This is a genomic window from Streptomyces sp. 8L, assembly GCF_020176795.1.
Lineage (GTDB): Bacteria > Actinomycetota > Actinomycetes > Streptomycetales > Streptomycetaceae > Streptomyces.
In genome coordinates, this window is record NZ_JAIUKE010000319.1 from 1 (window position 1) to 13,757 (window position 13,757).

General features: G+C 72.8%; 11 protein-coding genes and 2 pseudogenes. 4 read left to right on the forward strand and 9 right to left on the reverse strand.

Going from position 1 to position 13,757, the window contains the following annotated elements:
• The 3 genes and pseudogenes from LCE31_RS24370 to LCE31_RS24380 form a co-directional block, all read left to right on the forward strand.
• A pseudogene (locus tag LCE31_RS24370) lies at positions 1–748 on the forward strand (hypothetical protein); the annotation flags it as partial.
• Between the two features lie 50 nt (positions 749–798).
• The gene (locus tag LCE31_RS24375; RefSeq protein ID WP_374118541.1) at positions 799–1,959 is read left to right on the forward strand and encodes an LOG family protein; all 1,161 of its coding nucleotides are present in this window, start codon (positions 799–801) and stop codon (positions 1,957–1,959) included.
• Positions 1,959–2,501: a GNAT family N-acetyltransferase gene (locus LCE31_RS24380; protein WP_225017632.1), complete on the forward strand. Its 543-nt coding sequence runs from the start codon at positions 1,959–1,961 to the stop codon at positions 2,499–2,501. Before LCE31_RS24375 ends, LCE31_RS24380 begins: the two co-directional genes overlap by 1 nt.
• Here LCE31_RS24380 and LCE31_RS24385 read toward each other — a convergent pair.
• The 9 genes from LCE31_RS24385 to rpsB all read right to left on the reverse strand — a co-directional run bounded on the left by LCE31_RS24385 (position 2,483) and on the right by rpsB (position 13,207).
• Positions 2,483–3,619 carry an ABC transporter ATP-binding protein gene (locus LCE31_RS24385; RefSeq protein WP_225017633.1) on the reverse strand — a complete coding sequence of 379 codons (1,137 nt, stop codon included), beginning with the start codon at positions 3,617–3,619 and terminating at the stop codon, positions 2,483–2,485. The two genes, LCE31_RS24380 and LCE31_RS24385, sit on opposite strands and share 19 nt — an antisense overlap.
• The gene (locus LCE31_RS24390; RefSeq protein WP_225017650.1) at positions 3,619–5,229 is read right to left on the reverse strand and encodes an ABC transporter permease; all 1,611 of its coding nucleotides are present in this window, start codon (positions 5,227–5,229) and stop codon (positions 3,619–3,621) included. The genes LCE31_RS24385 and LCE31_RS24390 overlap by 1 nt, the downstream gene beginning before the upstream one ends.
• 131 nt (positions 5,230–5,360) lie before the next feature.
• Entirely contained in the window at positions 5,361–6,470 is a 1,110-nt protein-coding gene (locus LCE31_RS24395; protein WP_225017634.1) for a thiamine ABC transporter substrate-binding protein, read from the reverse strand.
• A 389-nt stretch (positions 6,471–6,859) separates the two neighbouring features.
• Positions 6,860–7,972, reverse strand: coding sequence for a 23S rRNA (adenine(2503)-C(2))-methyltransferase RlmN (rlmN, locus tag LCE31_RS24400; protein WP_225017636.1), 1,113 nt, complete (start codon positions 7,970–7,972; stop codon positions 6,860–6,862).
• A gap of 299 nt (positions 7,973–8,271) precedes the next feature.
• A complete protein-coding gene (locus tag LCE31_RS24405; protein ID WP_441349421.1) occupies positions 8,272–9,483 on the reverse strand; it encodes a phosphatidate cytidylyltransferase in 1,212 nt (403 codons plus the stop codon).
• Between the two features lie 116 nt (positions 9,484–9,599).
• Positions 9,600–10,157, reverse strand: coding sequence for a ribosome recycling factor (gene frr, locus LCE31_RS24410; RefSeq protein ID WP_225017640.1), 558 nt, complete (start codon positions 10,155–10,157; stop codon positions 9,600–9,602).
• A 206-nt stretch (positions 10,158–10,363) separates the two neighbouring features.
• On the reverse strand, positions 10,364–11,143 hold the full coding sequence (gene pyrH / locus LCE31_RS24415) for a UMP kinase (RefSeq protein WP_225017642.1): 780 nt from the start codon (positions 11,141–11,143) through the stop codon (positions 10,364–10,366).
• 189 nt (positions 11,144–11,332) lie between these two features.
• The gene (tsf, locus tag LCE31_RS24420) at positions 11,333–12,175 is read right to left on the reverse strand and encodes a translation elongation factor Ts (RefSeq protein ID WP_225017644.1); all 843 of its coding nucleotides are present in this window, start codon (positions 12,173–12,175) and stop codon (positions 11,333–11,335) included.
• A gap of 93 nt (positions 12,176–12,268) precedes the next feature.
• Positions 12,269–13,207, reverse strand: coding sequence for a 30S ribosomal protein S2 (rpsB, locus tag LCE31_RS24425; RefSeq protein WP_225017646.1), 939 nt, complete (start codon positions 13,205–13,207; stop codon positions 12,269–12,271).
• Between the two features lie 273 nt (positions 13,208–13,480).
• Between rpsB and LCE31_RS24430 the strand changes: the two are divergent.
• Positions 13,481–13,757 (forward strand): annotated as a pseudogene (locus LCE31_RS24430) (M23 family peptidase); the annotation flags it as partial.

Genomic DNA, 13,757 nt, shown 5'->3' on the forward strand with positions numbered 1-13,757 from the left:
ACGTGCACTTCCCCGAGCCCGGCCTGGTCGGGGCCGGCCGGCGCACCGCCGCCCGCGGGGGGGGGGGGCGCGCCGCCCCGGGGGGGGGGGCGCGCGGCGCCCCCCCCCCCGCGCCCGGCGCGCGGACGACGCCGCGACGCGGCAGGCGCCGGTCGGGCTGCCCTGGGGCGTGGCCCTGACCGCGGCAGGACTCGCCGTCGAGACGTACGCGAGCCGGGGCGGCGGAGCGCCGCTCCCGCTGCCCGGCCGCTTCGACGGCAGCCCGGCCGGGGTGCTCGCCGGCTGGGCGCTGACCGCGGCGGGCCTCGCGCTCGTCGGGCCCGGCATCAGCCACCTGTGCGGCCGGCTGCTCCAGGCGGTGCGGCCCGGCGCCGTGCGGCTGCTCGCGGGCCGGGCGCTGATGACGCAGGCCGCCAGGATCGGGCGCCCGCTCGGTGTGCTGTGCGCGGTGGTGTCCGGCGTGTTCGCAGCGGCCGCCCTCTACGGCCCGGCGGGCCACCGCCCGTACGGCGCCCTGACCGGGCTCGGCGCGGGCGTCGTCGTCGGCTGCGCGGTCGCCACGCTCCTGACGGCGGCTCTCGAAGCGGTCCAGGCCCGCCAGGAGACCTCCAGGTCCCTGCTCGACGCGGGCGCCCCCGCGGCCGTCCTGCGCACCGCCGCCGGCGTGCGCGTCCTCGTGCTGGCGGCCGCCTTCGTCCCCCTGACCTGGCTGGTGGCGGCCCTGGCCGCGGCGCCCCTGGGCGGCTGAGCGCGCGGACGGCCGGGGCGCGCCCCCCCCGTCCGCACTACGATGGCGCGGTGCCGATACCGCAGCAGGGACATGGACCGGGTGGAGACAGCGAGCACGGGCTTCCGGAGGACCGGGAGATCGAGACGCTGGCGGAGTTCGACGTCAGGGCCGCGGGGGGCGCGCTCGGCGGGTACCGGGTGCAGTCCGTCGACCTGACGGGCCGTACGGGGCGGCTGCTGGAGCTGGACGCGGCGGGCGCCGTCTTCCTCGGCTGCCCGATGGAGCCGGAGGCGCTCGCGAAGGTGCGCGCGGACGGCGCGATGGTCTTCCCGCCCGTGCCGAACCTGCCGTTCGACCCCTACCGCGGGCTGCTGTACACGCCGGACCAGCTGTTCGAGGGGCTGGCCGACGGGGGGTGCGAGGTCACACCGGACGCCCGCGCATACGCCTGGTTCCAGCGCACCAAGGACGACGGCGACGTCTTCGCCTCGATGCTGCGGGCCGTCCACGACGACGCCGTCTCCGACGCCCTGGACGAACTCCTCGTCGGGCAACGGGTGGTGGGCGTGATGGGCGGGCACGCGATGGAGCGCGGCGGCCCCGCGTACGCGGGCGCGGCCCGCCTCGGCCGGGCGCTCGCGCGCTCGGGGCTCACGGTCGCGACCGGCGGCGGCCCCGGCGCGATGGAGGCCGCGAACCTCGGCGCGTACCTCTCCCCGTTCGACGACGAGGCGCTCACCGAGGCGCTCGAACTCCTCGGCAAGACGCCCTCGTTCCGGCCCTCCGTCACCGACTGGGCGGACGCGGCCTTCGAGATCAGGGCGCGCCGGCCGGACGGCGGGCGCTCCGTGGGCATTCCGACCTGGTTCTACGGGCACGAGCCGCCGAACCCGTTCGCAAGCCACATCGCGAAGTACTTCGCCAACGCGCTGCGCGAGGACGGACTGCTGGCCCGCTGCACCGCGGGCGTCGTGTTCCTTCCGGGCGCGGCGGGCACCGTGCAGGAGATCTTCGACAACGCGACGGGCAACTACTACGCCTCGCGCGGCGAGCCGGCCCCGATGGTGCTGGTCGACCGGGAGCACTGGACGACGACGCTGCCCGCCTGGCCGCTGCTGCGCACGCTGGCCGGGCAGCGCCCGATGGCGGACCGGATCGCGCTGGTCGACACCGTGGACGAGGCGCCGGCGGCGCTGGCCGCGCTCGCGCAGCGGGCGGCCGGCGTCTGATGGCCGCGGCGGGGGGCGCGACGGCCGGCGCTCCGGACGCGGAGGGCCTCGGGGCCGGCGAGGTGGGCACGGCGCGGCTCGTCCTGCATCCGCTGACGGTGGACGAGGCCGAGCGGGTCGTGGCGGGCGAGCCGGGCCCGGGCGACCGCTGGGCGCCGGGCTACCCGGACACGTTCGACGTGAAAGGGGTCGGCTCGTATCTGGCGACGTGTTCGATCAGCGGCGATCCGACCCCGTTCGGCACCTACGAGATCCGGCGCAGGTCGGACGGGCGGGCGATCGGCGGGCTCGGCCTGCACGGCCCGCCCGACCACGAGGACACCGTGACGGTCGGGTACAGCGTCATCGCGTCCGAGCAGGGCAACGGCTACGCCACCGAGGCGCTGCGGGGGCTCCTCGCGCACCTGCGGACGCTGGGGGTACGGGGCGTCAGGGGCGACACGGACCTGGACAACGCCGCGTCGCAGCGGGTGATGGCGGCGGCGGGGATGCGGCAGGTCGCCGAGGACGACCGGCTCAGGTACTACGCGCTGCGGTTCTGACCCCCCGGGGCACCCTGGGCGCCCGTACCCTCGGCGGCGGGCGGGTACGGGCCAGCGGTGTGCGGGCCCGGCCCGTCCGCGAGCACCAGGACGTCGCCCGGGGCGAACGTGACACCGACCGTGTCCCCCTCGCGCGGGGCGTCGGCCAGTGCCCACTCGGCGTCCAGGGGCGGCCCGCCGGTGGTGGGCCGCAACCGTACGGCGACACGGCTGCCCCGGAACGTACGGGCCGCCACCGTGCAGCGCAGCCCTGTTCCGGGCGTCACCGCGCGCACCCCCGCCGGCCGTACCAGTACGGTCCGCTCCCCCTGCGGGGAGCCCGCGGGGACCGGCATCCTGCCCCAGGGCGTGTCGGCGCTCCCGCCGCCGACGGTGGCCGGCACGAGGTTGTCGAAGCCGAGGAAGCGGGCCACGAACGCGGACGCGGGGCGCTGCCAGACCTCCAGGGGCGTGCCGGTCTGGGCGACGCGCCCCTCGCCCATCACGACCACCCGGTCGGCGAGCGCGAACGCCTCGCCCTGGTCGTGCGTGACGGCGAGCACCGTGGTGCCCAACCGGGCGAAGAGGTCGCGCAGTTCGATGACGAGGCGTTCGCGCAGGCCCCGGTCGAGCTGGCCAAGCGGCTCGTCCAGCATCAGCAGCCGGGGCCGGGGCGCGAGCGCGCGGGCGAGCGCCACCCGCTGCTGCTCCCCGCCGGACAGCGCGGCGACGGACCGGCCGCCCGCGCCCGGCAGGCCCACGAGTTCCAGCAACTCCTCGACGCGATCCCGCTGTTCGGCGCGCGTCGCGCCCCGCATGCGCAGGCCGAAGGCGACATTGCCCGCGACGTCGCGCTGCGGGAACAGCTGGTGGTCCTGGAACATCAGCCCGACGCCCCTGCGGTGCACCGGAACGCGTGCCTGGTCAGAGCCGTCCAGCAGCACCCGTCCCGCGTCCGGCGGTTGGAGGCCGGCGACCACGCGCAGCAGGGTCGACTTGCCGCTGCCGCTCGGGCCGAGGACGCTGACGATCTCGTGTTCCGCGACGTCGAGCCGTACCGCGTCGAGGGCGGCGGGCGCGTCGGCGGCGGTGCGTGCCGCGAACCGTACGGTCACGTCCTCCAGGGTCAGCAGCGCCATCAGAACTCTCCCGAGCGGTCGGTGCGGATGCGTTCGAGCAGGAGCAGCGAGGCGGCGCACACGAGCATGAGGACCGTGGACAGCGCCATCGCCTCGCCGTAGGTGAGGTCGCCGGGCCGGGCGAGCAGCCGGGCGACGGCCACCGGCAGGGTCGGGCTGTCGGGCCGCGCGATGAAGACGGTGGCGCCGAACTCACCGAGGGAGACGGCGAACGCGAACCCGGCGGCGACCAGCAGTGCCCGCCGCACCAGCGGCAGGTCCACCTCGCGAAAGACCCGCAGCGGGGAGGCGCCGAGCACCGCGGCGGCCTCCCGCAGCCTGCCGTCGACGGCCCGCAGCACCGGCAGCATCGTCCGCACGACGAACGGCACGCCGACGAGCGCCTGGGCGAGCGGCACCAGGAACCAGGAGCTGCGCAGGTCGAGCGGCGGCCGGTCGAGGCTGATCAGGAAGCCGAAGCCGACGGTGACCGCGGAGACGCCGAGCGGAAGCATCAGCAGCGCGTCGAAGCCGCGCACCAGCCGCCCGGCCCGCCGGGTCAGGGCCGCGGCGGCGAGGCCCCCGACCACCAGCGCGATCGCCGCGGCGACGACCGCGTACCGCACCGAGTTCCAGACGGCTTCCAGCGGCGGCACCAGGAAGGTGCCGCTCGCGTCGACGGCCGTCAGCGCCCGGTAGTAGGCGAACCCGTGGCCGCCAGGGGTGTCGAAGGACCGGCCGACCAGCACCGCGAGCGGCAGTACGAGCAGCAGGGCGACGCTCGCCAGGACGCCGCAGAGCAGCGCCCACTGCCCCGCCCCGCGCGGCCTGCGCGCCGTGCCCGCGGGGTCCACCAGCCGCAGGGCGCTCTCCCTGCGCCGTACGGTCCACGCGTGCAGCGCGAGTACCGCGCCGACCGCGGCGAACTGGACGAGGGTGAGGATCGCGGCGGTCGGCAGCTGGAGCAGTTCCGCCGTCTGCCGGTAGATCTCGACCTCCAGGGTCGAGAAGCCGGGCCCGCCGAGGATCTGGATGACGCCGAAGGAGGTGAAGGTGAACAGGAACACCATCAGCGCGGCGGCTGCGACGGCGGGCCCGAGCGCCGGCAGGGTCACCTTCCGCCAGGCGGTCAGCCGCCCGGCCCCGAGCACCCGGGCGGCCTCCTCCTGGCGGGGGTCGAGCTGCGCCCACAGGCCCCCGACGGTCCGTACGACCACGGCGTAGTTGAAGAAGACGTGCGCCAGCAGGATCGCCCAGACCGTCGTGTCGAGCCGGACGCCCCACAGCTGGTCGAGCAGGCCGCCCCGGCCGAGCAGCGCGAGGAACGCCGTGCCCGCGACGACGGTCGGCAGCACGAACGGCACGGTCACCACCGCCCGCAGCACCTGCTTGCCGGGAAAGGCGAACCGGGCGAAGACATACGCGCCGGGCAGCGCGATCAGCAGGGTGAGCCCCGTCGAGGCGAGCGCCTGCCACACGGTGAACCACAGGACGTGCAGGATGTCGGGCCGGCCGAGCACCCGTGGAAGGGCGCCGAACTGCCAGCCGCCGGCCGTCCTGAGGCCGCGCCCCACGATCGAGACCACGGGATAGGCGAAGAAGACCGCGAAGAACGCGAACGGCACCGCCATCAGCGCGAGCCGTACCGCGGCAGGGCGCCAGGTGCCGCGCCGCCCGGCGGGCGGGGGCCCCGGTGTCCGCGCGGGCTCCGGGGGCCCTGCGCCCGTCACGTCCTCGGGAGCGAGCGTCATGTCACCTCACGTCACTTCACCAGCAGCGAGGACCACGCCTGGGTCCACTGGTCGCGGTGCGCGGCGATCCGGGACGGGCTCATGGTCTCGCCGTTCGTGATCTTCGCGCCGAACTCGGTGAAGACGGCGGGCTCCCGCACGCCCTCGACCACGGGGTCGACGAACATCTGGAGCGGCATGTCCTCCTGGAACCGCTTGCCGATCATGAAGTTGATCAGCGCCTTGCCGCCCGCGGTGTTCTTCGCGCCGTCGAGGAGGCCCGCGAACTCGATCTGCCGGAAGCAGGTCCCGGTCGCGACGCCGGTCGGCGCCTGCGCGGGCGTCTTCGGCCGCGGCTTCGCGTACAGCACCTCGGACGGCGGGCTGGAGGCGTACGAGACGACGAGCGGCCGGGTCGCCTTGGCCTTCTTACCGCCGGCCGAGCCGGAGAAGTCCTGGTCGTAGGCCTGCTCCCAGCTGTCGACGACCTGGACCCCGTTGGCCTTGAGCTTCTTCCAGTAGTCCTGCCAGCCGTGGTCGCCGTACCGCGCGACGGTGCCGAGGAGGAAGCCGAGCCCGGGCGAGGAGGTGGCGACGTTCTCGGTCACCAGCAGGTTCTTGTACTGCGGCTTGACCAGGTCGGCGAAGGTGCTCGGGGGCGCCAGCCTGTGGTCGCTGAAGTACTTCCGGTCGTAGTTGACGCAGAGGTAGCCGCTGTCGATCGGTGTGACGCGGTGCTTGGCACGGTCGAGCTGCGTCGACGGATCGACCGCGCCGAGGCCCTTGGCGGTGTACGGGGTGAACAGGCCGTTGTCGAGAGCGCGGCTGAGCAGAGTGTTGTCGACGCCGAAGAACACGTCGCCCTGCGGGTCGCCCTTGGTGAGGACGGCCTTGTTGACGGCTTCGCCCGCGTCGCCGCTCTTGAGGACCTTGACCGTGTAGCCGGTCTCCTTGGTGAACTCCTTGAGCACGGCGGGCGAGGCCGCGAACGAGTCGTGGCTGACGAGTGTGACCGTCTTGGACCCGGTGCCTCCGCCCGAGTCGCCGCCCGCCTGTCCGCCGTTCGAGCCGCAGGCGGCGAGGGCGGTGACACCGAGCGCCGCGGCGAGCGCGGCCGACACGAGCCTGTGGGTGGTGGGCACTTCTGATTCCTCCTGGGACGTCCAGTCCAGGAAGAGACGCGGCCCTGCCCCGGGCCGCCGAGGGCGGGAACCGGGGCGGGGCGCAACAGCTTGAGCAACGACCGGACTTCCTACCCAGAATGACCTGGGCGAGGTTCAGAGGGTCTGCGGCCTTGGCCTGGGAACGGGGCCGTTCCCTGGCCGTCGCCGCACTCTCAGCGCTGTGGCGCTCCCCTGTCGGGTGAATACGGTATGGGTGGTTGTATGCAATGCTTTCGCCCCCAGGGTACACACGGGCCCCCGGAGGCCGGCACGCGTATCCGACCGGACGGGCGGGGGGCGTCCGGATGGACGCGGGGGACGTTCCGGGTGGGCGCGGGAGGCGTTCCGGATGTAGGCGCGGGGCGCCGTCAGCGCTCGGCCGCCGCCAGTTGGCCGCACGCGCCGTCGATCTCCTGTCCGCGCGTGTCCCGTACGGTCACCGGCACGCCGTGCGCGGCGATCGCCTCCACGAACGCCTTCTCGTCCTCCGGGCGGGACGCCGTCCACTTGGACCCGGGCGTCGGGTTCAGCGGGATGAGGTTGACGTGCACACGCTTGTTCCTGAGCAGCCGGCCCAGCCGGTCGCCCCGCCACGCCTGGTCGTTGATGTCGCGGATCAGCGCGTACTCGATGGAGACCCGGCGCCCGGACTTCTCCGAGTACTCCCAGGCCGCGTCCAGCACCTCCCGCACCTTCCAGCGCGTGTTCACGGGTACGAGCGTGTCGCGCAGTTCGTCGTCCGGCGCGTGCAGCGAGACGGCGAGACGGCACTTGAACCCCTCGTCGGCGAAGCGCAGCATCGCGGGGACGAGGCCGACGGTCGAGACGGTGATCCCGCGCTGCGAGAGGCCGAGGCCGTCCGGCTCGGGGTCGGTCAGCCGGCGGATCGCGCCGACGACGCGGTTGTAGTTGGCGAGCGGCTCGCCCATGCCCATGAAGACGATGTTGGAGAGCCGGGCGGGACCGCCGGGCACCTCGCCGTCGCGCAGGGCGCGCATACCGTCCACGATCTGGTGCACGATCTCGGCGGTCGAGAGGTTGCGGTCCAGCCCGTTCTGGCCGGTGGCGCAGAACGGGCAGTTCATGCCGCAGCCCGCCTGCGAGGAGATGCACATGGTGACCCGGTCCGGATAGCGCATCAGGACGGACTCGACCAATGTGCCGTCGTGCAGCCGCCACAGGGTCTTGCGCGTGGTGTCGTCGTCGCACGAGATGTGCCGCACGACGGACATCAGATCGGGCAGGAGCGCCTCCGCGAGCCGCTGCCGCGAGCCGGCCGGGATGTCCGTCCACTGCGCGGGCTCGTGCGCGTACCGCGCGAAGTAGTGCTGCGACAGCTGCTTGGCGCGAAACGGCTTCTCGCCAGCGGCGGCGACCGCTTCACGGCGCTCGGCGGGCGTGAGGTCCGCGAGGTGCCGCGGCGGGCGCTTCGCGCCCTTGGGTGCCGCGAAAGTCAGCTCTCCCGGCTTCGGCGCGGCCATGTGCGACAACTCCTCGGTACGACGGTGGTTCGGCGGGGCCCGTCCGTACGGCACGCACCGCCGGGGCGGGGGCCGACACCGCCCCGGGCGCTCTCACGGGGCGGTCACGCGCGGCGCGGGGCGCGACGCGGGCGACGGTGGCGGGACACAAAGGGGTCCACCGCGACACGCGGCGGACCCATTCAGCGTACCTGCTTCCCCGGGAACCGATTCCGGCCCCGATTCCGGGCTGCCCGGGCGGAGCCGCCGCCGGCTGGGCCACCGGGCCGAGCGGCCCCGTCCGGCGCCGGCGCCGTGCCTCAGTGGGAGCCGACGAACAGCACCATCAGCAGCCAGACCACCGGCGCCGTCGGCAGCAGCGAGTCGAGCCGGTCCATGATGCCGCCGTGCCCCGGCAGCAGGGTCCCCATGTCCTTGATCCCGAGGTCCCGCTTGATCATCGACTCGCCGAGGTCGCCGAGCGTCGCGCTGACCGCCGCGCCGAGCCCCAGCAGCAGACCCTGCCACCACGCCCCGTCGTCGACCAGGAACTGCATGCACAGCGCGCCGGCCACCATCGCGAAGGTCACCGCGCCGACCAGGCCCTCACGGGTCTTTCCCGGGCTGATGCGCGGCGCCAGCTTGTGCGTGCCGAACCGCCAGCCCACGGCGTACGCGCCCGTGTCGCTGATGACGGTCAGGATGATGAAGGTGAGCACGCGCCAGGGACCGTCGTGCGCGGTCAGCAGCAGCGCGACGAACGTGGCCAGGAACGGGACGTAGAACACCGCGAAGACGCCCGCGGTGACATCCCTCAGATAGCCGTCGGGCGGCTGTGTCATCCGCCAGACCAGGACGGCGAGCGCGGTCAGCGCCATCGCGAGCCACGCGCCCTGCGGGCCCCAGACGTATCCGGCGACGACCATCATGGCGCCGCCCACCGCGAGCGGGAGGATCGGGGCCTTGATGCCCTTCTTCTCGTCGAGCCTGCTCGTGAGCTCCCAGAGTCCGACGACGACGGCGAGCGCGATCACTCCGACGAAGACGGCCTTGACGACGAACAGCGACGCGACGACCACCGCGCCGAGTCCGACGCCGACCCCTATCGCGGAGCGCAGGTCACGGCCCGCCCGCTTCTTCTGCGGAGGCTGGGGGTCGGCTGCGGGATGCGGTGCCGGGTTCGACGCCATGGGCTCCTGCTGCGTCTCGTCGCGGAACAGGGGTCCGGTCAGGGGGCGTCCCGCCTCCCGGCCGGCCGGTTCTTCCTGCGGGGGCGGATACCCACCGGGCGCCCGTACGGGGCCGGCCGCCGGGGCTTCCGGCGCGGCGGCCCCGGGCGCGGACGGCGGAGCGCCGTACCGCAGAGCGCCGTGCTGCGGGGTACCGCGTTGCGGACCTCCCGGCACGGGGCTCCCGTGGCGCGGAGCACCGGGCCGGGCGCCGCCGTACGGGAAACCGTCCGACGGCGCACCGGGCGGCGGACCGCCGGTCACGAGTCCCTCGGGCGCGGGTCCTTCGGGCACGATGGGCATGGGCCGAGTCTGCTGCGCCTCGGACTCATCGTGGGCGGGACCCGCCGGGAACGCCCCCTGGTCGGGCGTCCCCCAGGAGCCTGCGGCCGGCGGGGTACCACGGGAAAAGTCGTTCATCAGACCTCAAGCAGCTCGGTTTCCTTGTGCTTGAGCAGCTCGTCGACCTGTGCCACGTACTTCGTCGTGGTGTCGTCGAGCTCCTTCTCGGCCCGCCTGCCCTCGTCCTCACCGACGTCGCCGTCCTTGACGAGCTTGTCGATGGTCTCCTTGGCCTTGCGGCGTACCGCGCGGATGGAGATCTTCGAGTCCTCGGCCTTGGTCTTGGCGACCTTGATGAACTGGCGGCGGCGCTCCTCGGTCAGCTCGGGGAACACCACCCGGATGATGCTGCCGTCGTTGCTCGGATTGACGCCGAGGTCGGAGTCCCTGATGGCCTGCTCGATGTTGCGCAGGGCCGTCTTGTCGAACGGGGTCACCACGGCCATCCGCGGCTCGGGCACGGAGAACGAGGCCAGCTGGTTGATCGGGGTCAGAGCGCCGTAGTAGTCAGCGACGATCTTGTTGAACATCGCCGGGTGGGCGCGCCCGGTACGGATCGCCGCGAAGTCGTCCTTCGCGACCAGGACGGCCTTCTCCATCTTCTCCTCGGCTTCGAGGAGGGCTTCTTCGATCACCACTTGCTCCTGCGTGTTGTGAGTGCGGTGTGCCACCGGTGGTGCGGTCCCCCAGGGGCCCGGCGGTACCTGCGTCGCGTCTTTCCTGCACGGTGTCCGACCGGCAGGACTTTGTCCATACAGGCTGTGTCCATAGGGACTGTGTCCATACGGACTGTGTGTCCGTACGGACGGGCTCGTACGGGGAACGAGGGGCCGCGCGGGCGTCAGTCCCTGCTGCCCTGGTCGCTCACGAGAGTGCCGATCTTCTCACCCTTGACCGCACGCGCGATATTGCCCTCGGCCAGCAGCTCGAAGACCAGGATCGGCAGCTTGTTGTCCTGGCACAGGGTGATGGCGGTCAGGTCGGCGACGCGCAGGTCGCGCGAGATGACCTCGCTGAACCCGAGCGCGTCGAACTTGACGGCCCCCGGATTGGTCTTGGGGTCGGAGTCGTAGACGCCGTCCACCCCGTTCTTGCCCATGAGCAGGGCTTCCGCGTGGATCTCCAGCGCGCGCTGGGCGGCGGTGGTGTCAGTGGAGAAGTAGGGCATGCCCATGCCCGCGCCGAAGATGACGACACGCCCCTTCTCCAGGTGGCGCACCGCGCGCAGCGGGATGTACGGCTCCGCGACCTGCCCCATGGTGATGGCCGTCTGCACGCGGGTCTCCACGCCCTCCTTCTCCAGGAAGTCCTGGAGGGCGAGGCAGTTCATGACGGTGCCGAGCATGCCCATGTAGTCGGAGCGCGCCCGGTCCATACCGCGCTGCTGGAGCTCCGCGCCGCGGAAGAAGTTGCCGCCGCCGATGACGAGCGCCATCTGCGCGCCGTCGCGGACCACGGCCGCGATCTCGCGGGCGATGGCGTGCACGATGTCGGGGTCGACGCCGAGCGCTCCCCCTCCCGCGAAGGCCTCACCGGACAGCTTCAGCATGAAACGCCGGGGCCGGGGGCCGGCGGCGGTCCGGTCGTCGGGGGAATGGTCGGCGTCCACGCCGTTGCTCATGGGGTTCTCCTCGTACACATACGACGAAGGCCATTGCCGGTGGGCCGGGTGTCGTCCCTGGCGGCAATGGCCTCCTCGTCGGATCTGCGGTCGTCCGGCAGGTACGCGGCCGACGACTGCATCAGACCCTAGCCGGGTCCGCCGTCCTCCGTGTACGACTGCGCCGACGCGCTCGCGCCGGCGCCGCGGTCAGGCGCCGACGCGGATGCGCGCGAAGCGCTTCAGCGTGACACCGGCCTCGTCCAGGACCTTCTTGACGGACTTCTTGTTGTCCTTGGCGAACGGCTGGTCGAGGAGGGTGACCTCCTTGAAGAAGCCGTTGACGCGGCCTTCGACGATCTTCGGAAGGGCGGCCTCGGGCTTGCCCTCCTCGCGGGAGGTGGCCTCGGCGACGCGGCGCTCGTTCTCCACGATGTCGGCCGGGACGTCCTCACGGGTGAGGTACTTGGGCGCGAACGCGGCGATGTGCTGCGCGACGTCCTTCGCGGCCTCGGCGTTCTCCTTGTCCAGCTCGACCAGGACGCCGACCTGCGGCGGCAGGTCGGGCATGGTGCGGTGCAGGTACACGGCCATGTAGCCGCCGTCCGCAGGGAACTGGGCGAAGCGGTCGAGGACGATCTTCTCGCCGAGGTTGGCGTTGGCCTCGTCGACGTACGCCTGCACGGTCTTGCCGGGCTCGATCTCGGAGGCGAGCAGCGTCTCGACATCGGCGGGCGAGGTCTTCGCGACGTGCTCGGCGAGCGCGGCGGCGGCGGCCTGGAACTTCTCGCCCTTGGCGACGAAGTCCGTCTCGCACTTCAGCTCAAGCAGCACACCGGAGGTGTGGTCCTCGGCGATGAGGGAGACCACGGCGCCGTTCTCGGCGTTGCGGCCCTCGCGCTTGGCGACGCCCTTCTGGCCCTTGACGCGGAGGAGCTCGACGGCCTTGTCGACGTCGCCCTCGGCCTCGTCCAAGGCCTTCTTGCAGTCCATCATGCCGGCACCGGTGAGCTCACGGAGCTTCTTGACGTCGGCGGCGGTGTAGTTCGCCATCTCTGTGGTTTCTCTCTTAAGAAGTCGAAGATCGAAGATCTACGGTTGGACGGCGGGGGCCGAGGGCCCCCGCCGTCTCTCCGAACCGTGAGGTCAGGCCTGCTCGGTGGCTTCCGCGGCGGGGGCCTCGGTCGCGGGCGCCTCGGCGGCGGCCTCGGCGGGGGCCTCCTCGGTCTGCTCCGCGTCGGCGACCTTGGCCGTCTCGGCGGAGGTCTGGACCTCGGCGTCGGCCGGCTTCTCGGCGGCCTCGGCGTCCTTCTTCTCCAGCAGGTCGCGCTCCCACTCGGCGAGCGGCTCGCCGGCGGCCTTCTCGCCCGGCTTCTGGTCGCCGGTCGCGACGCCGGAGCGGGCGATGAGGCCCTCGGCGACGGCGTCGGCGATCACGCGAGTGAGCAGGGTGACGGAGCGGATCGCGTCGTCGTTGCCCGGGATCTTGTAGTCGACCTCGTCGGGGTCGCAGTTGGTGTCGAGGATCGCGACGACCGGGATGTGGAGCTTGCGCGCCTCACCGACGGCGATGTGCTCCTTCTTGGTGTCGACGATCCAGACGGCGCTCGGCACCTTCTGCATCTCGCGGATACCGCCGAGGGTCTTCTCCAGCTTGGCCTTCTCGCGGGAGAGGACCAGGAGCTCCTTCTTGGTGAGGCCGGACGCGGCCACATCGTCGAAGTCGATCTGCTCCAGCTCCTTGAGGCGCTGGAGGCGCTTGTAGACGGTGGAGAAGTTGGTCAGCATGCCGCCGAGCCAGCGCTGGTTGACGTAGGGCATGCCCACGCGCGTCGCCTGCTCGGCGATCGCCTCCTGCGCCTGCTTCTTGGTGCCGACGAACATGACGGAACCGCCGTGCGCGACGGTCTCCTTGACGAACTCGTAGGCGCGGTCGATGTACGACAGCGACTGGAGCAGGTCGATGATGTAGATGCCGTTGCGCTCCGTGAAGATGAAGCGCTTCATCTTCGGGTTCCAGCGACGGGTCTGGTGACCGAAGTGGACGCCGCTTTCCAGCAGCTCCCGCATCGTGACGACGGCCATGGCCGCACTCCTAGATACTCGGTTGTCGCGGCCGCCGGACGGCGGTCGCGCCTGACGCCCTGCGCGCCGTGCCGCAAAGGACCGAGAGGCGCTGACACCGGTAGATGAACGCCGGCGTCGGGGCGTGCGAAGTCGACCCGGTGACCCGGGCCGCACAAGAAGTGTACGGGACCTTCTGGCCCCCAGGTGACGGCGTTGTCCACAACCGCCGTCTTGTCCACAGATGACGTTCATGATCCCCACGGCGGGGCGTGAGCGGGGGAGAGTTGGCGCATGATCACTGTGCGTCTTCTGCTGTCGGCCGCGGTGGCGGCGGTCCTCGCGTTCCCGGTCGCCACGGCCACCGCCACCGCCCTCGCCGTGCCCGCCCTCGCCGTGCCGGCCGCGCCCTTTGCCGCTGCCCGGCCCGCCGCAGGGACCGCGTCCGCCGCTCCCCCGCGCGCGCCGGCCCCCGGGCAGCCGTCGGCAGGCCCCCGCGCCTGGCCGGTGGGTGTCCGGCCGCGGGTCGTGCGGGGATGGCTGCCGCCGCCGTCCCCTTACGGGCGGGGGC

Bases quoted from the DNA above. Each gene is read 5' to 3' on its own strand.
- tsf (WP_225017644.1), bottom strand. From the start codon at position 12,175: ATGGCGAACTACACCGCCGCCGACGTCAAGAAGCTCCGTGAGCTCACC.
- LCE31_RS24390 (WP_225017650.1), bottom strand. From the start codon at position 5,229: ATGGCGGTGCCGTTCGCGTTCTTCGCGGTCTTCTTCGCCTATCCCGTG.
- pyrH (WP_225017642.1), bottom strand. From the start codon at position 11,143: ATGAGCAACGGCGTGGACGCCGACCATTCCCCCGACGACCGGACCGCC.
- LCE31_RS24385 (WP_225017633.1), bottom strand. From the start codon at position 3,619: ATGGCGCTGCTGACCCTGGAGGACGTGACCGTACGGTTCGCGGCACGC.
- LCE31_RS24405 (WP_441349421.1), bottom strand. From the start codon at position 9,483: ATGCCCATCGTGCCCGAAGGACCCGCGCCCGAGGGACTCGTGACCGGC.
- rlmN (WP_225017636.1), bottom strand. From the start codon at position 7,972: ATGGCCGCGCCGAAGCCGGGAGAGCTGACTTTCGCGGCACCCAAGGGC.
- rpsB (WP_225017646.1), bottom strand. From the start codon at position 13,207: ATGGCCGTCGTCACGATGCGGGAGCTGCTGGAAAGCGGCGTCCACTTC.
- LCE31_RS24380 (WP_225017632.1), top strand. From the start codon at position 1,959: ATGGCCGCGGCGGGGGGCGCGACGGCCGGCGCTCCGGACGCGGAGGGC.